Annotated in this window: 16 protein-coding genes and 2 pseudogenes; 8 read left to right on the plus strand and 10 right to left on the minus strand. The window is 63.2% G+C overall.

Features of this window, described 5'->3' with window-relative positions; translation table 11 throughout:
* Nucleotides 1-282: 282 nt before the first annotated feature.
* The 5 genes from nirB (at nt 283) to FG93_RS04955 (ending at nt 6,175) form a co-directional block, all read left to right on the plus strand.
* Nucleotides 283-2,745, plus strand: coding sequence for a nitrite reductase large subunit NirB (gene nirB, locus FG93_RS04935; RefSeq protein WP_043232489.1), 2,463 nt, complete (start codon nt 283-285; stop codon nt 2,743-2,745).
* Nucleotides 2,742-3,101, plus strand: a complete 360-nt coding sequence (gene nirD / locus FG93_RS04940; protein ID WP_043232492.1) for a nitrite reductase small subunit NirD — start codon at nt 2,742-2,744, stop codon at nt 3,099-3,101. The genes nirB and nirD overlap by 4 nt, the downstream gene beginning before the upstream one ends.
* Before the next feature lie 90 nt (nt 3,102-3,191).
* Nucleotides 3,192-4,001 (plus strand): formate/nitrite transporter family protein, encoded by an 810-nt coding sequence (locus tag FG93_RS04945; RefSeq protein WP_043232493.1) that lies wholly within the window; start codon nt 3,192-3,194, stop codon nt 3,999-4,001.
* A gap of 56 nt (nt 4,002-4,057) precedes the next feature.
* Nucleotides 4,058-5,809, plus strand: coding sequence for a bifunctional protein-serine/threonine kinase/phosphatase (locus FG93_RS04950; RefSeq protein ID WP_043232495.1), 1,752 nt, complete (start codon nt 4,058-4,060; stop codon nt 5,807-5,809).
* 24 nt (nt 5,810-5,833) lie between these two features.
* Complete coding sequence (locus FG93_RS04955) at nt 5,834-6,175, plus strand: LysR substrate-binding domain-containing protein (RefSeq protein WP_052513390.1); 342 nt, start codon at nt 5,834-5,836, stop codon at nt 6,173-6,175.
* A gap of 180 nt (nt 6,176-6,355) precedes the next feature.
* On the opposite strand, the pseudogene FG93_RS33935 reads toward FG93_RS04955, so the two are convergent.
* The 7 genes and pseudogenes from FG93_RS33935 to FG93_RS04990 form a co-directional block, all read right to left on the minus strand.
* Nucleotides 6,356-6,613 (minus strand): annotated as a pseudogene (locus tag FG93_RS33935) (RNA polymerase sigma factor); the annotation flags it as partial.
* A gap of 220 nt (nt 6,614-6,833) precedes the next feature.
* Complete coding sequence (locus FG93_RS04965) at nt 6,834-7,367, minus strand: hypothetical protein (protein WP_043232499.1); 534 nt, start codon at nt 7,365-7,367, stop codon at nt 6,834-6,836.
* A 145-nt stretch (nt 7,368-7,512) separates the two neighbouring features.
* Complete coding sequence (locus FG93_RS04970; protein ID WP_152579312.1) at nt 7,513-7,989, minus strand: hypothetical protein; 477 nt, start codon at nt 7,987-7,989, stop codon at nt 7,513-7,515.
* 63 nt (nt 7,990-8,052) lie between these two features.
* Nucleotides 8,053-8,439, minus strand: a complete 387-nt coding sequence (locus tag FG93_RS04975; RefSeq protein ID WP_152579313.1) for a hypothetical protein — start codon at nt 8,437-8,439, stop codon at nt 8,053-8,055.
* A gap of 67 nt (nt 8,440-8,506) precedes the next feature.
* On the minus strand, nt 8,507-8,881 hold the full coding sequence (locus FG93_RS04980) for a hypothetical protein (protein WP_152579314.1): 375 nt from the start codon (nt 8,879-8,881) through the stop codon (nt 8,507-8,509).
* Between the two features lie 24 nt (nt 8,882-8,905).
* On the minus strand, nt 8,906-9,640 hold the full coding sequence (locus FG93_RS04985; protein WP_043232508.1) for a hypothetical protein: 735 nt from the start codon (nt 9,638-9,640) through the stop codon (nt 8,906-8,908).
* 12 nt (nt 9,641-9,652) lie between these two features.
* The gene (locus tag FG93_RS04990) at nt 9,653-10,747 is read right to left on the minus strand and encodes a hypothetical protein (protein ID WP_052513391.1); all 1,095 of its coding nucleotides are present in this window, start codon (nt 10,745-10,747) and stop codon (nt 9,653-9,655) included.
* Nucleotides 10,748-11,995: 1,248 nt separating this feature from the next.
* Here FG93_RS04990 and FG93_RS04995 point away from each other — a divergent pair.
* Nucleotides 11,996-12,652, plus strand: a complete 657-nt coding sequence (locus FG93_RS04995; protein ID WP_152579315.1) for a hypothetical protein — start codon at nt 11,996-11,998, stop codon at nt 12,650-12,652.
* A gap of 51 nt (nt 12,653-12,703) precedes the next feature.
* On the opposite strand, the gene FG93_RS05000 is transcribed toward FG93_RS04995, so the two are convergent.
* Entirely contained in the window at nt 12,704-14,377 is a 1,674-nt protein-coding gene (locus FG93_RS05000) for an iron ABC transporter permease (RefSeq protein ID WP_043232511.1), read from the minus strand.
* Complete coding sequence (locus FG93_RS05005) at nt 14,374-15,441, minus strand: ABC transporter ATP-binding protein (RefSeq protein WP_043232514.1); 1,068 nt, start codon at nt 15,439-15,441, stop codon at nt 14,374-14,376. Before FG93_RS05005 ends, FG93_RS05000 begins: the two co-directional genes overlap by 4 nt.
* A 116-nt stretch (nt 15,442-15,557) precedes the next feature.
* On the opposite strand from FG93_RS05005, the gene FG93_RS05010 reads away from it, so the two are divergent.
* A complete protein-coding gene (locus FG93_RS05010; RefSeq protein ID WP_052513392.1) occupies nt 15,558-16,544 on the plus strand; it encodes an extracellular solute-binding protein in 987 nt (328 codons plus the stop codon).
* A gap of 47 nt (nt 16,545-16,591) precedes the next feature.
* Entirely contained in the window at nt 16,592-17,602 is a 1,011-nt protein-coding gene (locus FG93_RS05015) for a hypothetical protein (RefSeq protein WP_043232515.1), read from the plus strand.
* Nucleotides 17,603-17,614: 12 nt separating this feature from the next.
* Here the strand turns inward: FG93_RS05015 and FG93_RS33500 are convergent.
* Nucleotides 17,615-17,718, minus strand: a pseudogene (locus FG93_RS33500) (IS630 family transposase); the annotation flags it as partial.

Genomic DNA, 17,718 nt, shown 5'->3' on the forward strand with positions numbered 1-17,718 from the left:
AACCGGTGCTGGAGAGGAAGCGAGCAAATCCGTCGCGGAATGACGCTCGCCGCGGGAGCGCATTGCTCAATATTTCGCCGCGCGTTGCCCAAATAGTTTCCCGTTCGCCTCCCCGCATTCTGAAAAATTGTCGAATTTGAAATCGTCGCGCTCGCCCCGGGGCTTGGCACGGATCTTGTTTAGGGTGCGGCGTTCCGCTGCAACGAGGCAGCGCCATTCCTGAGGCTCGACTGCGCAGCGCCGCGCGATCCAGCCAGGATCTCTCTTGCATTTTGGATTTCCATGGCCAAGCAATCGCTTGTTGTGGTGGGCAACGGCATGGCGCCCGGTCGGGCGCTGGAGAAACTGTTCGAGGCCGCCCCAGACGCCTACAAGGTAACGGTCTTCAACGCCGAGCCGCGCGTCAACTACGACCGCATCATGCTCTCGCCGGTGCTAGCCGGAGAGAAGAGCTATGAGGACATCGTCATCCACGGCGACGGCTGGTACATCAAGCACGGCGTGACCCTGTACAAGGGCCACAAGATCGTCGCGATCGATCGTGACGCGAAGACCGTGACGTCCGAACATGGCGAGACGGTTGCCTATGACAAGCTGATCGTCGCCACCGGTTCGAGCCCGATCATCATTCCCGTGGCGGGTCATGACCTGCCGGGCGTGCTGACCTATCGCGATCTCGACGACGTCCACGCGATGATGGTCGCAGCCAAGCCGGGCGCACGCGCCGTGGTGATCGGCGGCGGCCTGCTCGGGCTGGAGGCCGCGGCGGGGCTGCAGATGCAGGGCATGGATGTCACCGTGCTGCATCTGATGCCGACGCTGATGGAGCGCCAGCTCGACGGGGCGGCGGGCTATCTGCTGCAGCGCTCGCTCGAAAGCCGCGGCATCCGCGTTCACTGCAAGGCGAACACGCAGGAGATCGTCGGCGAGAAGCGCGTCACCGGCGTGCGCCTCGACGACGGCACACTCTATCCCGCGGATATCGTCGTGATGGCCGTCGGCATCCGGCCGAGTGCCGGCCTCGCCAAGGATGCCGGACTTGCCGTCAGCCGCGGCATCGTCGTCGCGCCGGACATGCGCACCTCCGATCCAGACATCTTCGCGCTCGGCGAGTGCGCGGAAGCCTCCGGCCAGGTCTTCGGCCTGGTCGCGCCGCTCTACGAGATGGCCGGCGTCCTGGCGCAGAACCTGCTCGGTGGCACGGCGGAGTTCCATCCATCGGCGACCGCGACCAAGCTCAAGGTCACCGGCATCGACCTCTATTCGGCCGGCGATTTCACCGAAGCCAAGGACCGCGAAGAGATCGTGCTGCGCGATCCGACGCGCGGCGTCTACAAGCGCCTCGTGCTGAAGGGCAACCGCATCCTCGGCGCCGTGCTGTATGGCGACGTCGCCGACGGCGCCTGGTTCTTCGACATGATCAAGCGCGAGGTCGACGTCTCCGAGATGCGCGAGACGCTGATCTACGGGCAGGGCTACCAGGGTGGCAGCGCGCTCGACCCGCTGGCGGCGGTCGCGGCCCTGCCGGACGAGGCCGAGATCTGCGGCTGCAACGGCGTCTGCAAGGGCAAGATCACCGGCACGATCAACGAGCTCGGCCTCAAGAGCCTCGACGAGGTCCGCGCGCACACCAAGGCCTCAGCCTCCTGCGGTTCCTGCACCGGCCTCGTCGAGCAGGTGATCAAGCTCACGATCGGCGATGCCTATAATCCCGCCGCGGTGCAGCCTATGTGCGGCTGCACCGAGCTCGGCCATGACGACGTCCGCCGCCTGATCAAGGCCAAGGCGTTGAAATCGATCCCGGCCGTGATGCAGGAACTCGGCTGGAAGAGCTCTTGCGGCTGCGCCAAATGCCGGCCGGCGCTGAACTACTATCTCGTCTGCGACTGGCCGGGCGAGTACGAGGACGACAGCCAGAGCCGCTACATCAACGAGCGCGTCCACGCCAATATCCAGAAGAACGGCACCTATTCGGTGGTGCCGCGCATGTTCGGCGGGCTGACCAGCGCCAAGGAGCTGCGCGCCATCGCCGATGTCGTCGACAGGTTCGCGATCCCGACGGTCAAGGTCACCGGTGGGCAGCGCATCGACCTGCTCGGCATCAGGAAGGAGGACCTGCCCGCCGTCTGGGCCGATCTCAACGCCGCCGGCATGATCTCAGGCGCCGCCTATGCCAAGGGCCTGCGCACGGTGAAGACCTGCGTCGGCTCGGAATGGTGCCGCTTCGGCACCCAGGATTCGACCGGGCTCGGGGTCAAGATCGAGAAGTTCATGTGGGGCTCGTGGACACCGGCCAAGCTGAAGATGGCGGTCTCCGGCTGTCCGAGAAACTGCGCCGAAGCGACCTGCAAGGATATCGGCGTGATCTGCGTCGACTCCGGCTACGAGATCCATTTCGCCGGTGCCGCCGGGCTCGACATCAAGGGCACCGAGGTGCTCGGCCATGCCGCGACCGAAGAGGAGACGATCGAGATCGTCGCCGCCCTGACCCAGCTCTATCGCGAGCAAGGCCGCTATCTCGAGCGCGTCTACAAATGGGCCAAGCGCGTCGGCATCGACAGCGTCAAGGCGGCGATCATGGACGATACCGAGCGACGCCGCGCCCTGTTCGAGCGCTTCGTCGCCAGCCAGAGCTATGTCCAGACCGATCCCTGGGCGGAACGCGTCGCCGGCAAGGACGCGCACGAATTCGCGCCGATCTCCGCCTTCGGCGCGGCCCAGTTCGCCGAACGGAGGCCGTCATGAGCGCTCAGGCGAATGATGCCGGCCTTGTCGACTGGATCGTCGTCGGGCGCACCGACGAGGTCCCGTCGCGCGGCGCCCGCGTCGTCAGAGCCCCCAGCGGCGACATCGCGATCTTCCGGACGACCGAAGGGGCGATCTTCGCATTACGCGACCGCTGCCCGCACAAGGGCGGGCCGCTGAGCCAGGGGATCGTCCATGGCGAGGCAGTGACCTGCCCCCTGCACAACTGGGTGATCTGCCTGAAGACCGGCGAGGCCCTGGGCGCTGACAAGGGCTGCACGCCGAAGATCCCGGTCCGGATCGAGGACGGCAAGGTTCTGCTGCCGGCCGCGGTGCTGGCAGCGGCGGCCGCCTGAACGGAGCGCCGCGAGCAGCACCATTCCATCGAATTCGCGCCGGCATGCGCCGGCGCGCACCGTCTCACACAACGCTTCTGGGGAGCACACATGGCTTATCTCGTTCCATCCGAGTTCGTGACCAAGATGGTCGACGCCGGCGAATCCAAGATCTTCATGTCGACGCGCGACACGATCATCCGCGCGTACATGGCTGGCGCCATTCTCGCTCTCGCCGCCTGGTTCGCGATTACGATCATCGTGCAAACCGGGATTCCGCTCGCTGGAGCCATCCTGTTTCCGGTCGGCTTCTGCATGCTCTATCTATTCGGCTTCGACCTGCTGACCGGCGTGTTCGTCCTGTGCCCGCTTGCCTTGATCGACAAGCGGCCGGGCGTGACCCTCAAAGGTGTGCTGCGCAACTGGGGGCTCGTGTTCCTCGGCAACTTCGCCGGCGCCTTCACCGCCGCGGTGATGGCGGCGATCGTCACCACCTTCGGCTTCTCAAAGGCGCCCGATAAGGTCGGCACCATGCTCGGTCACATCGGCGAAAGCCGCACGTTAGGCTACGCGTCGGCCGGCGCAGCCGGCATGTTGACGTTGTTCGTCCGCGGCATGCTCTGCAACTGGATGGTCTCGGCCGGCGTGGTCGGTGCCATGATCTCCACCACCGTTACGGGCAAGGTGCTCGCCATGTGGATGCCGATCATGCTGTTCTTCTTCATGACCTTCGAGCATTCGATCGTGAACATGTTTCTGTTCCCCACGGGCCTGCTGCTGGGCGGGCAATTCACATGGTTCGACTACATCTTCTGGAACGAGATCCCGACCGTGGTCGGTAACCTCGTCGGCGGCCTGGCGTTCACCGGACTGACGCTTTACGCCACGCACATCCGCACCGCGAAGCGCGTCTTCGAGTAAGCAACGCGGCGGGCCTCGCCGCTTTGCGGCGGGGCCCCCGCAGGCCTGGCGTAACCATGACGCGCAAACTGACGATCTCGGTCGGCCAGCACTCCGACAAGGGGCGCAAGGAGACCAACCAGGACTTCCACGGCTCCCTGATTCCGGACGAGCCGCTGCTCGGCCTCAAGGGCATCGCGGTCGCCCTGGCGGATGGCATCAGCAGCAGCAGCGTCAGCCGGGTCGCGGCCGAATCCGCGATCAAGGGCTTCCTGACGGACTATTACTGCACATCGGAATCCTGGTCGGTGAAGACCTCGGCGCACCGGGTCATCGCAGCGACCAACTCATGGCTGCACGCGCAGACGAGACGCAGCCAGCACGCTTATGAGCGGGACAAGGGCTATGTCTGCACACTGAGCGTATTGGTGCTGAAATCGGCCAGCGCCCACATCTTCCATGTCGGCGATTCCCGGATCTACCGGCTGTCCGGCCATTCGCTCGAGCAGCTTACCGAGGATCATCGCATCGGCTTTTCCTCGGAGCAGAGCTATCTCTCGCGTGCGCTCGGCGCGAACCCGCAGATCGAGATCGACTACCAGAAGCTGCCGCTGGCCAAAGGCGACGTCTTCATCCTGGCGACCGACGGCGTCTACGAGCATGCCGCGCCGCGCTTCGTCGCCGCCACGATCGCGGCGAACGCGGATGATCTTGACCGCGCCGCACGGTTGATCGTCGAGGAAGCCCATCGCAAGGGCAGCCCTGACAACCTCACCATCCAGATCGTCCGCCTCGAAGACCTGCCGGAAGGCGATGCCAGCGAAGCGCTCGGGCAACGTTCGGAGCTGCCGCTTCCGCCCTTGCTGGAGGCGCGGATGCCGTTCGACGGCTACCGGATCATCCGGCAACTGCACGCCAGCAGCCGCAGTCACATCTACCTCGCCGTCGACACGGAGGATGACAGCCTCGTCGCGATCAAGATCCCGTCGCTCGATCTGCGTGGCGACCAAGCCTATCTCAAGCGCTTCATGCTGGAGGAATGGGTGGCACGGCGCATCGACAGCGCGCATGTGCTCAAGCCCCGCCTGCAGTCGCGTGCCCGCAACTATCTCTACGTCGCGACAGAGTTCGTCGAGGGCCAGACGTTGGCCCAGTGGATGATCGACAACCCCAGGCCCAACCTGGAGACCGTGCGCGCCATCGTCGAGCAGATCGCACGGGGCCTGCTCGCCTTTCACCGCAGGGAAATGCTGCATCAGGACCTGAGGCCGGCCAACATCATGATCGACAGGACCGGAACGGTGAAGATCATCGATTTCGGTTCGGCGAGGGTCGCCGGCGTCGCAGAGGCGACCCCTTGCATCGGCCAGGCCGCGATCCTGGGAACAGCCCAATATACGGCGCCCGAATATGTCCTCGGCGAGAACGGCTCTCCCCGCTCCGACATCTATTCGCTCGGCGTCATCACCTACGAAATGCTGACCGGGCGACTGCCCTACGGCGCCGAGATGGCCAGAGCCAAGACCAGATCGCGGCAGCGCAAGGTGCAGTATGCGACGGCTCTCGACGAGAGCCGCGAGGTTCCGGTTTGGATCGATGCTGCGCTCAGGAAGGCGGTGAATCCTGATCCGGACAAGCGCTACGATTTGCTCTCCGAGTTCATCTATGACCTGCGCCACCCGAACCGCAGCCTGATGTCGCAACGGACGCCGTTGATTCAGAAAAACCCGCTTCTTTTTTGGAAATTCGTTTCGCTCGCTCTCGCCGCTCTGGTGGTTTGCCTGCTCCATCTGCAAGTCTCCGGCTGGCACGGTTTTGAGATGCCTTGAAGAGCGTCTACGGTGCCGGCAGTGATGTCTGGTTTAGACCTGATCACGCTCGGCGGCAGCAGCGGCAACCGATTGCTGACGGAGGCCCAGCTCGCCCGCTCGGGCATCGACGTCAGGACCAAGTTCGTCGTCGAGTATCATTCAAGCGCGATCGGGCTGGCGTCCGAAGGCCTGGGCGTGGCAATCCTCGTGGCCTCCATCGTCGAGAACCTGCGCCCGGACCTGGCACAGATTCCGTTGGTGGACCCGGTCATCGACCGGCCGGTATCGGTGATCCGGCGACGCGGGGAAACGCTGACCCCGGCGGCACAGGCTCTCTACAACCTGATCGCGCGGGACCTTGGCCCTCTCGGGCCCGGGCCGTGACGGGGGGTTGGTTCTGCGCGATGCCCCGCAGAAGCCGGGCATGATCCGCGATCGTGGCGATGCCCTCGTGTAAATCCTGGTTGGCGCGCATGAAGGCGCGGTAGCTCGCCTGATCGCGCCAATGGCTGCCCGGGGGGACTCCGTTTTCGCGGCGGCGAGCACGGAAGCCTGCCCGCGGCGATGCTCGTCGATCCAGAGATTGCGCAGGATGGTGAACAGCCAGGGCCGGACGCGCTCGTCCTCCTCGGGCGGCGAAGCGGCCAGCGCCTTCATGGCGCAGGACTGCAGCAGATCGGCCGCCGCATCCCGGCTGCCGCTCAGCCGCAGTGCATGGAAGAACAGCCGGCCCCAGTTCCGGCGCAGGCGCGCTCGACGGCGATACGCAGGATGAGGCCCTCCGCGATGGCTTTCGCCTTGTCCCCGTCGCAGAGGCTGCAGGGCCCCTCAAGGCTCGGCCGGGAATACCAGTTCGGTCGTTGGCGCGTAACCGGAGTTGGCCGCGCAGGGCCGACGAGTAGCTGAAGTACGAGCGAACCGGCCGGGTTGGGTGGTTTCCTGAAGTTCGTTAGGCACCTCTCGGATGTCCGCCGTTCCGTCGCACTCTATGTCGATATCGTCGCTGGAGCTTTCGAGAGGGCCAGAATGGGAGCGCCGGTGCTCAGCGCCGGCTCTTCCGGAAGCGGTCGCAGTCACGCATGCCATCGCTGGTCGTCATGAACTTGCCGCCGTTCGGGAAGTGCTCCAGCAGCAGCTTGGTGTAGCCCTCGGTCGACTTGGGGTTGCTGACGAAGGTGATCCGGTTCTGCATCTCCTTGCCGAACACCAGCGTCAGCTTGCTCGCGGTGAGCACGGCGTCGAAATCCTCCTGGGTCTCGGGCGTCCGGTCAAAGAAGATTTCTGACGAGATCACCTCAGCCGGCATGGTTACGGCCTGCGTGTCATTGATCAGGATGCGGTTCTTGGCCGCCGGTTCGAAGCCCGATGGGTAGACCGACGCCATGTCGAAGAAATGCGTCAGTTCGAAGCTGATGTGGACTTGCTTCGTGCCGCGCGGACAGGTGAGCAGCATGAAGTTTGCAATCGTGCTGTCCTTGCCGTTCTCGCCCTTCTCAACAAACGTGTATCGTCGATAGATGCGCTTGTCCTTGAACTGGGGAGTAGGAATGACACCCCAGTTGTTGTGGGTGATCATCGTCCTCCCCTCCGGTGAGGCCTGGGGCGCTGGAGCAGACTGGGCTGCTGGGGCCATCGGAGTCAGGTGAGCCTGGGCAAACGCCAAGGTCGAAGAAGCAATCAGGGCGAGCCCCGCAATCAGTGTCCGCATGGGGAGCCCCTCCTCAGAAGAATTTCTTGTCGACGCGCGAGCCGTCGCCCTTGAACTCGATGTTGACGGCTTCCATGCCATTGTTGGCCCGGCATGAGACCGTTTTGACGAACTCGCCGTCGCCGCTCATGTGGACGCGGCACTGGCCCTTCGCCTTGTAGGACTGAGATTCGCCCTTATCATTACCAGTTCGGATCGTGTCGATCTCCAGCACATAGCGAGCCGGGTCGATCTGACTGTCCTTCCCTCCGGACAACATGATTGCCCCGCCGGGCAGCGCGATGTTGAAGGCGATCCGCCCGTTACTGAACTGTGTGTAAAACATCTTGTCGCAGGTATAGCGCTGCGGGCCGATGGTGAAGGTTGAACACCGGCCTTTAAAAAAGACCATGCTCTTTAAATTATTGGCGCTCTGTTGGGCCGAGCTTTGGACAGTTGATACGATCAGTCCAAGTATCGTTATTACAACTTTCCCTCGGAAAGCTTCCATTTTTAAGCACTCTAAACCAGTGAAGCCGATAAAATTGGGGAAAATATTTTCCCTTGAGACCGTTCAGTCGAATTGACTGAATGTCTTTCGCTCCTTGGCGCTCATCGTCGAGCGCTGATATTTGCCGGTGCAGTATTTAGAATGGAGGGCGAAGAAGCCGCCGGACATCGGGTTCCTGGCTTCCCATTGCGTGCGGTCTTTGGTCTTCATTTCGAAATTGATGCCGCCGAAATTGACGAACATGGTTCCGGGTTTCGTGCAGAGCATCGTGACTTCGTATGCACGCCGTTGGCCGCCGCTGTTGACGGTGTAGCCGTTGACGAACGCCTGATGGGTCGGGGCCTTCTTCGCCCCGAGACATCTTGCTGACGAAGAATTCGACACCTTCGCCGAAGGTCCCGAAACGGGTCTGCGACATGGTGGAGGTCGCGCAAAGACAAAGCGCTGCACCCATAACGATCTTCTTGAACATGATCAGCCCCCCAAGCTTTTTCAGCTGTTTTTCAGTTGTCGGTTGTCAGAGCCGGTCCTGGTATCGGCCCGTGCAATATTTGTCGTGGATGGCGAAGAAGCCGCCGCTGATCGGCGATCTTGTGGCCCACTGCGTCTGTTCTTCGAGCTTCATCACCCATGGCTGGTCTTCGATCCAGTCGACGAAGATCGTGGCCGGTTTCCGGCAGATGATGTTGAGCTTGAAACTGACTTTCTTGCCGGTCGCGGTGACCTCATAGAAGGCGTCGATCTCGACGAAATGAGCCGACGCCTCAATTCCGCGCTTCATTTTGATGACTGAAAACTCCACGCCGTCCCCGAATGTCCCGATGGGTGTCGCGGCCATAGCCGACGAGGCACACAAGCTGATTGCCGCCGCGAAAATGATTTTCCGGATCATGAGTTCTCGCAATAAAATGGGTTGTTAAATTCGTGTGGACGAGCCCTCAAACCAGATGCAGGAGCTTGCCGCCGCTGCTACGTCGAAATTGCGCGCCTTGACGTTGGGCAACATGACGCCGTTCTTGGCCAAGTCGACCTTCACCATGGTGCTGCTGTCCTCACCAACGTCCTGGGCGAAGTAGCAATACTGGTGGTCAGGCCTGGGCTGCTCGCTCGACGTGAAGGTCCAGCCGGTCACGACTGTGCCGGGGCCGAACTTCACGTTCTTGAAAACCGTATAGTTGGTTACGGTTGCCCCGCCGCTCTTGGAGCCCATGTCGGGACGAAGCTGCTCCGAGGAGGGACGGGCCAAATCCCCGCTCACTCCGACTTTGGCATTGCGGTCGAGCTTCACGGTCGAATCTGGGTCGATCTTCACGGTGGTGTTGGGATCGAGCGAAACAGTCCCGCCGCCGAACCCCACCTTGGCGTCGGGATCGAGCTTGATCTCGCCCTGTGTCTTGATGGTGGTGCGTTCGAGCGCGGCGGCGAAGGCGTTCGCCATCTTCTCGGTCGCCGACTTGCTGTCGGTGACATAGGAGAAGCCGAAGAAGGCGGCACCGATCCCGATTCCGACGAGCGCAATCGCGCCGCCGATGCCGAGAGCACGAAACATTGCTGCCTTCGAGTTGACGATCCGACTGTCGGCGGCCATGCGCGCATTGACGGCAGCAGCGAGCGCCTTGTTTTCCGGCGTGACGGGAATGGGTGTCGTCATCGGTTGTGATCCTTAAGCGATCTTGACGCTTGCGGTAGCGCGCGCCGCCGCATCGGCGACTTCCGCCCGCGCCGACTTGTGAACGGCCTGGGTGGTCTCGCGAATGATGTGCTCGGCCAGCCCGCCCAGCACGTATTGCCCAGCCTGATCACTCAACGGGACCGGTGGCTCGTCGGCGGAAACACCCCTCGGCTTCGGCGTCTTGATGATGGTGACTGAACCGAGTGCCAGCAGGGTCGACGCCAGCGAGGCGAAGACAGCGGGGAAGAACACGAAATAGCGCAGGAACGTGTGGATTTCGCTGTCGGCGACCTCGGTCGGGTTCTTGCCGTAAATCATGGCCGTGAAGGAGTGAAGCTGCGAGTTGAGCACCGCCTCGCGATGAGCCTTGGTGGCGTCGCTGACGCGCTGGTCGACGGCCTTGCGGTCGAGGCTCGCACGCTCCCGTCGGGCATCGTCCAGCTTTTGCTGCACGGCTTCGCGCTCGGAATTGGTCACCTTCAGGTTCTGCTCGATGATCGGCCCGCGCAGATCGTTGGTGCAGCGCAAAGACGTTCGAACTCTTCCCTGCCGGTCGGTGTTGCGTATCGGAAAGCACTTTGGAGGCTGAACCTTCCCCATCTCCGCAACAAAGCCCATCGAGCGCTGATCAATCGCGTTCAGTGCTTTGGTGTGTTGCTCAACGACATCGTCGGCCTCAGCCAGCTTCTTGTCGAAGGTTTCTTGCTCGCGCTGGGCCACACGCATGGCTTCGTCAGCATTCACCACGTCGATCAGGCGCGGGTGGAACATCTGCTCGCCAAGCTGGGTCAACGACTTGACCGTCACGCCCGCCGCAAACACGACGCCGACCACCATGACAGCCTTCAGCACCATATTTCGCTGGATACGGCAGCAGATCGCCAGAGGGACACGGCACATCTCGACCACGGCATAGCTCAGTGGCGCGAGCATCATCATCGCCATCGTGTTGGTGTTGTTGTGCCCGTATATCTTGGCAAACAGCCACGCGCCGATGAGAGAGGTGATGATCAATATGATCTCGCCGGAATAGGCGATTGCGACGTAGAGGTAATTGATCGAATAGCCGCGCGCCTTGTCGACCAACTCCCGATGGCTCGGCGTCGTCTTGGACGACGTTTCCTCAGCCGCAGCGATAGACCCGGCGTCATGCGCCGGTCGAAGTTCACTTACAGACATATGCGCAAGCCCCCATGTGAACTTCTTTGAAGATCACCGTGCGCTAGTGTTGAACGCTCAGAATCATGTTTATTTTGATTCGGTATAAGCTACCATTCACGCCATCTTTATTCAGATTCAAGGAGGGACTCGTGCCTCGAATCGTGCTCGCCAACGCGGCGATCTCCCTTGAATGCGCAGCGCCCTCTTGATCCTGAAGTTTAATCTCGTGAATAACTTGGACTGCTTCACGTCGCGGCCACCCGAGCACAGATTGAGGCCGCAAGATCGCTTGGCACAGCGTTAGCCTTGCGAAGCGTGTTACGAAACAAGGTGCGCGTCATCTGATGACGCTGTTGTGCGTGCGTGAATGTAAAGTAGTGCCCGCGAGCTTGCGCAGGCCTTCGGTACGGAAGAGAGCATTGGCGCAAGTCGCACAAAATCCTGTATTTCGATATCTTCGCAACAAAACGCGATATGATATCGATATACTAATAATTTGGCCAGCCAGAATTCATAAAAATCTCTGTTGCTAAGATTGTCATCCGGCAAATAGGATGAGACTTAGCACTGCTTGGTAGGAATTTTCCGTTTCATCATGCGTCCGGCGTAAGGCCGAATGTCGCATCTATCAATATGGCAATTGGGATAGGGTAGATGGGAAATTGCCGTTACTGCGGTGCGAATGCCGGAATGTTCGCTTCACAGCATAAAGAATGCGAACCCTATTTTCGTGATGTCCTGGCGCACGTTCGACAAGGCTCCGTTCCCGACCTGAATTTCGATCTACCGCTCAGATTGAATAAAAATGAGCGCGCTCTTTGGGTGTTCTATGACGCCAACGAGCTTGGAATGGGCAAGGTCCGCCGCCATGTCGCTGGCTCGACCGGATCTCGATCCGGGTCGTCAAGGGCCTCACCGTTCGTGCTGGAGGCAGCAAGGGCTACTCCTACACCGAGGCAGTCGAACAGATTGTCGATACCGGCACGCTCATCGTGACCACGCATACGATCTATTTCGTCGGGCATTCCGGAATCACCCGTATCGCGATCTCATCGTTGATGTCTCAACATCGTGCGAGGGGATCGCGCGAGCTTTGATATCGAGGACGAGCGTGTCACTTACCAATTGCTCGCCGCTGGCTATCTCGTTGCGCTCGTCGAGGCGGTCGCGAACATGGACGATGTCGCCGTCGCCATCGAGCGCGCTCGCAACCCGGTGATCGAGACCGCATCAAGACCCGTCCTGGAGTCCATTGAGAAATGGACGCGCAATGGCGAGCCCTTGAAGGAAGTCGGGCCGTGGGGACCGGTCATCGAGACCGACTACGCCGAGCCCGCATTGCCAGCGGTGCGCCCCGAACCTCAATCGCAAGCGAGGGACACTCGGCCCGCTGCGCTCATGTCGAAACCAGCGGCATCTGAGCCGTCAATCGAAGAGGTCGCAGCACTCATACAGGCTGCGGTCGCGAGCACTGCGCCTCGCCCGAAATTCCCCACAGCGGCGAAAGTCTATGTCTCCATCGTAGGTGGAGCGATTGGCCTGCTCGCCCTCTTGATGCTCATGGCCGGCACGCTCAAGACCACGTTCGACATGGCAGTCTTGCCGGGGTTTATCGCGGGGCTGTGTTTCATTGCCGCTCTCCCCATTCTCGTGCCGCGCTCGACCAGGAACTTCGCCAAGCTCGTTCTGATCGTCTCGGCGATCCTTGTTGCTAGCGCGATCATCGCCTCGGCGATCATCGGCCCGCCGCCGAAGGCCGCCGCGACCGCTGCGACGACCACGGGCACGACCACTCCGAAATCGGCGACCTCCACACAGTTCATGAAGTGAGCCCATGCCAATGTCCGGTTCTGGGCAACACGCCAACTTCCACTTCAGGCGCTAAAGCAACGCGCGCTCGTCGCGTCCGAGCAGGCGGAAGGCGAGGTAGATCGCGCCGGCGCTGAGCACGAGCAGGATCGTCGAGAGCGAGGCGGCCGTGCCGTAGTCGCCGTCATTGATCGCGATGTAGATCTTGACCGGCATCGTGATGGTGCCGCCGACATAGAGCACGAGCGACGAGGAGAGTTCGTTCACCGCCGTGACGAAGGAGAGCATCGCGCCGGCGATGATACCCGGCAGGATCAGCGGAATGGTGACGCGCAAAAAGGCCTGGACCGGGCTGTAGCCGAGCGAGATCGCCGCCTCCTCCATGCTCGGGCCGACCTGCCGCAGCGCCGCCGCCGAGGAGCGCACGGCATAGGGCAAGCGCCGGATGAAGACGGAGAGGATGATGATCGCGGCCGTGCCGGTCATCACCAGCGGCGGCGTGTTGAAGGCGGCGATGAAGGCGACACCGACGACGATGCCGGGCATGACATAGGGCACCATCAGGGTGGCATCGAGCAGCGAGGTCTGGGCCGTGTTGCGCCGCGCCACCAGGCAGCCGATCAAGGTGCCGATGACCACGATCAGCAGCACGGAGGCGCCGGAGAACAGCAGCGAATTCTGTACGACATCGCCCAGCGTGGCGATGATGCGGCGGTAGCTGTCGAGGCCAAAGCCCGGCTGGAACACCGGCCCGTTCGTCTTCCTGACCGAATAGATCGCCGCGATGATCGCCGGCATCGCGCCGCCGAGCGCGATGAAATAGACCGCGACATGGGCCGCGACATTGGCGAAGCCGCGCAGCCGGACCTTCTCCGGCCGGTTGATCAGGTTGCTGTGATAGACGTTCTTGCGCGACATGAAGCGCTGGATGAAGACGAAGACCATCGACATCAGGATCAACGCCAGGCTGAGCGTCGTCGCCATGCCGAGATTGGAGCCGATCTCGGCGGAATAGGCGGTGTAGGCCTCGGTCGCGAGCACATTGAAGCCGCGCCCGAGCAGCCGCGGCGTGCCGAAATCGGCAATGGCATGGATCAGCGCCAGGAGCCCGCCGGCCGAGAGCGCCGGCAGGACCAGCGGGAACGAGATCTTCAACACGCGCTGGAACGGCGTCAGCCCGAGATTCTCCGCCGCCTCCTCCAGCGAGCGGTTGACATTGGCGAGCGCGCCCGAAGTCAGCAGGTAGACATAAGGATAGAACTTGAAGGCGAAGACGATGAGGATGCCCCAGACGCCGTAGATCGGCGGCATGAAGATGCCCCAGGACATCAGCGTCTGGCGCACGATGCCACCCGAGCCGAACAGCACGATCCAGGAATAGGCGCCGATGAAGGGCGGCGAGACCAGCGCCAGGATCGCCAGCATCGAGACGAAGCGGCCACCCGCGATCCGGATGCGGGCCATGCAGAAGGCCATCACCGAGCCGAGCAGCAGCGCACCCGTGAGCCCGCCGAAGCCGACGATCAGGGTGTTGATGAAGGCATTGACATAGCGCGTGCTGGTAAACAGCCTTTGCCAGTTGGCGAGCGTGAGCCCACCGCTCTCGTCGCGGAAGCTCGAGACCAGGACGAGGCCGAGTGGGAGCAGCAGCAGCACGATCAGGATCGCCCAGGCCCCGACCGCGACCAGCGTCCAGAAATCCGGGCGCCAGCTGCGGTGCGTGGCTGGCACGGCGATGGCGCTCATGCCGCACGCTCCGCCGGGACCCGCCGCCCCTGCGCATCAAAGGCGTGCAGGTCGGCCGGGTCGAAGCTTAAGCTGATCTGCCGGCCGGCTTCGATCGCAAGGTCGGGCGGCGGCGCGCCGATCTGCGCGACGAGCCGGTGCCCCTGCGCCTGGACGGTGAGATGGGCCTCGCGGCCGAGATAGCTGAAATGCTCGACCGTTCCGGCGATGCTGGCGGCTCCGTTTTCGGCTCCCCCTGCCCCGTCCCTTGCCCTTGCCCCTGCCTCGGCGAGGCGCAGGCGCTCCGGCCGCAGGGCCCATTGCGCCACGCCCGGCACCTGGGCCAAGCCGAACGCTCCCGGCGCGAGCAGGTTCATCGTCCCGACGAAGGAGGCGACGAAGCGCGTCTCCGGCTGGCCGTAGATCTGCTGCGGCGTGCCGATCTGCTCGACGCAACCGTGATCCATCACGCAGATCCGGTCGGAAATGGCGAGCGCCTCCTCCTGATCATGCGTCACATAGATCGCGGCGATGCCGATTTCGCGCTGGATGGCGCGGATCTCGTCGCGCAGGTCGAGCCTGAGCTTGGCGTCGAGATTGGAGAGCGGCTCGTCCATCAGGAGCAGCCGCGGCTTCACCACCATCGCCCGGGCGATGCCGATGCGCTGCTGCTGGCCGCCCGACAGCGCCGCGGGCAGGCGCTCGGCGAGCGCCGTCAGCCGGACGGTTGCCAGCGCCTCGGCGACGCGCTCGCGGATCTCGGCGGCAGCGACCTTACGGGCTTTCAGACCGAAGGCGACGTTCTCGGCGACCGTCAGATGCGGGAAGATCGCATAATCCTGGAAAACCATGCCGATATCGCGCTTGTGCGGCGGCACCGAAAGCAGGTCGTGTCCGGCGAGATCGACCCTGCCATCGGTGAGCTGCGAGAAGCCCGCGATCGAGCGCAGCAAGGTGGTCTTGCCGCAACCGGATGGGCCAAGCAGCGTGAAGAACTCGCCCTTCGCGACCGAGAACGACACGCCGTTCAAGGCGGTGGTGGTCCCGTAGCGCTTGATCGCGCCGTCGACTGTCAGATACGCCATGCCGGCAAAGCACCCCCGCTCCGGTCCCTAGTTGCGCATGGCCGCGATTGGACGGCAAGATGGCTGATACGCGCCGGCGCAGAACGAACCGGCGTGACGGGGATGGGGAGCAGGCCATGATGTCGAGCAGGAACTGGGTGGGTCATCTCGTGCTGGCGGCAGGCCTCCTTGGCGTCGCCAGCGGGGCCGACGCGGCCGACAACAAGGTCGTGCTCTACACCGCCCATAAATCCTCGATCGTGCAGAAGATGATCCCGCTCTTCGAGGCCGAGACCGGGATCAAGGCCGAGGTCGTGCAGCTCGGCTCCGGCGATGTCTTCCGGCGCGCCCGCGCCGAGGCAGGCGCCCCCAAGGCCGATGTGATCTGGAGCGTCACCGGCTCGCTCTTGAGCGAAAACGCCGATCTGCTCTCGCCCTATACGACCAAGGAGCAGGCGGCCATCGACGAGCGCTTCGTCGCGAGCCCGGCCTGGACGCCCTATACGACCGTGATCTACGTGCTGATGGTCAACAGCCGGATGGTCAAGGACGCCGAGATCCCCAAGACCTGGGCCGAGCTGTCCGATCCGAAATGGAAGGGCAAGGTCGCCTCGGCCCGCGCCGACAATTCCGGCTCGGCCTTCCAGCAGATGACGACGGTGCTGACCGCCGGCGGCGACAAGGGCTGGGAGGTCTATGGCAAGCTCGCCAAGAACTTCATCTTCTCCGACAGCTCGGGCGCCGTGCCGCGCTATGTTGCCGATGGCGAGGCGCCGCTCGGCCTGACGCTCGAGGACAATGCGCTTGAATATGTCGCCGGCGGAGCGCCGGTGAAGATCGCCTATGTCGCGGACGGCACGACGACCTCGCCTGACGGCGTAGCGCTGGTGAAGGGCGCGCCCAATCCGGAGCCGGCGAAGCGCTTCATCGACTGGGCCTTGTCGAAGAAGACGCAGGAAGCGCTGGTGAAGGAAGCCGGCCGCCGCTCTGTGCGCAAGGATGTCGCTGCGCCGGGCGAGGTGAAGCCGCTCGCCGAGCTGACCCTGGTCAAGCTCAAATCCGTCGAGGAACTCGGCGGCACCAAGGCGATGATCGAGAAATGGAGGCAGGCGACCGGCCAGTAATTGGCCTGAACGAGGCCGGCTGACGCCGCCTCGCGCCGGTACTCCCCATGCAGATTGAATGTTTCAGCCTCGGCAAGCGCTTCGCGACACCCGAGGAGAACGAGGACAGCGTCGTCATCCTGCCCGGCCGCGGCTATGCCGTGATCGATGGCGTGACCGACCGCAGCGGGCGCCGGTTTGGGGCGATGCGCGCCGGGCGTTTTGCCTCGGCCCGGGTCGCGGCCGAAGTCGCCCGTTTCCTCCTGGCCGAGGATCTGAGCCTGCGCGGCGGCCAGGATCGCGTGAACAGGCTGGTCGAGGCGCTCAGTGCCACGCTGCGCGACGGCTATGCGGCGCACGGCCTGTCGGTGCGGGCGGAGGCCGATGCGACCGCCCGGATCGGCTGCACTTTGGCGTTGGGCTACCATGACGGCCCGGCGTTGCAGCTGGTCTCGATCGGCGATTCCGGCATCCGCTTAAGCGGAAAAACCCTGGGGACCATCCGCCATGTCGAGGCCAAGCCGCTCGACCGGGTGACCGCACTGATCCGGCGCGAATGCTGGGCCTATCTCGGCAGGATGAGGGCCGATCCCCTGCCCCAGCGCGCGATCTCGGACGATGCCGTCTGGAACGGCTTGCGCCAGCCGCCGGCCGGCTTGAGCGCGGAGGCCTGCGCCGAGGTCAGGGCCCATGTGCTCACCCTCTGCAGCGAGGAGATGCCGACGATCGCCCGGGCCGAGATCGAGCGGCTGCTCGACAGCGGCATCAGCGGCCAGCGCGCCTTCGCCAATCATCCGACCAGCGATCTCGGTTACGGCGTGCTCGACGGCTTCACGATTGCCGAGCGGCATGTCTTCACGGCGGACTATGCCGCGGCCGAGGTCGCGAAGCTCGAACTGTTCAGCGACGGCTATTTCGCCGAGCCCGAGGCTTTTGGCGTCGCCGCCTGGGAGGCGAGCTTCGCCGAGGTCGAGCGCATCGACCCCGACAAGATCGGCCCCTATGCCAGCGTGAAAGGCTCCGGCCCCGATGGCTGGACCGACGACCGGACCTATCTTGGAATAGCGTTCGATCGCTAGACCGTCGGACGTTTAATCGTACGCATACCCGGCATGTTTGAAGAGGTTTTGGCACTCTTGCGGCTTGAATAGGTCGCAGATGTTGCCGACGGCCTTCCAGAGCGCATCGAAGGTTC

The organism is Allobosea sp. LC85, assembly GCF_000735605.1.
Lineage (GTDB): Bacteria > Pseudomonadota > Alphaproteobacteria > Rhizobiales > Beijerinckiaceae > Allobosea.

Excerpts from the sequence above, each read along its gene's own strand:
- nirB (WP_043232489.1), top strand. The coding sequence starts at position 283 with ATGGCCAAGCAATCGCTTGTTGTGGTGGGCAACGGCATGGCGCCCGGT.
- nirD (WP_043232492.1), top strand. The coding sequence starts at position 2,742 with ATGAGCGCTCAGGCGAATGATGCCGGCCTTGTCGACTGGATCGTCGTC.
- FG93_RS04945 (WP_043232493.1), top strand. The coding sequence starts at position 3,192 with ATGGCTTATCTCGTTCCATCCGAGTTCGTGACCAAGATGGTCGACGCC.
- FG93_RS04950 (WP_043232495.1), top strand. The coding sequence starts at position 4,058 with ATGACGCGCAAACTGACGATCTCGGTCGGCCAGCACTCCGACAAGGGG.
- FG93_RS04955 (WP_052513390.1), top strand. The coding sequence starts at position 5,834 with ATGTCTGGTTTAGACCTGATCACGCTCGGCGGCAGCAGCGGCAACCGA.
- FG93_RS04965 (WP_043232499.1), bottom strand. The coding sequence starts at position 7,367 with ATGATCACCCACAACAACTGGGGTGTCATTCCTACTCCCCAGTTCAAG.
- FG93_RS04970 (WP_152579312.1), bottom strand. The coding sequence starts at position 7,989 with ATGGAAGCTTTCCGAGGGAAAGTTGTAATAACGATACTTGGACTGATC.
- FG93_RS04980 (WP_152579314.1), bottom strand. The coding sequence starts at position 8,881 with ATGATCCGGAAAATCATTTTCGCGGCGGCAATCAGCTTGTGTGCCTCG.
- FG93_RS04985 (WP_043232508.1), bottom strand. The coding sequence starts at position 9,640 with ATGACGACACCCATTCCCGTCACGCCGGAAAACAAGGCGCTCGCTGCT.
- FG93_RS04995 (WP_152579315.1), top strand. The coding sequence starts at position 11,996 with ATGGACGATGTCGCCGTCGCCATCGAGCGCGCTCGCAACCCGGTGATC.
- FG93_RS05000 (WP_043232511.1), bottom strand. The coding sequence starts at position 14,377 with ATGAGCGCCATCGCCGTGCCAGCCACGCACCGCAGCTGGCGCCCGGAT.
- FG93_RS05005 (WP_043232514.1), bottom strand. The coding sequence starts at position 15,441 with ATGGCGTATCTGACAGTCGACGGCGCGATCAAGCGCTACGGGACCACC.
- FG93_RS05010 (WP_052513392.1), top strand. The coding sequence starts at position 15,558 with ATGATGTCGAGCAGGAACTGGGTGGGTCATCTCGTGCTGGCGGCAGGC.
- FG93_RS05015 (WP_043232515.1), top strand. The coding sequence starts at position 16,592 with ATGCAGATTGAATGTTTCAGCCTCGGCAAGCGCTTCGCGACACCCGAG.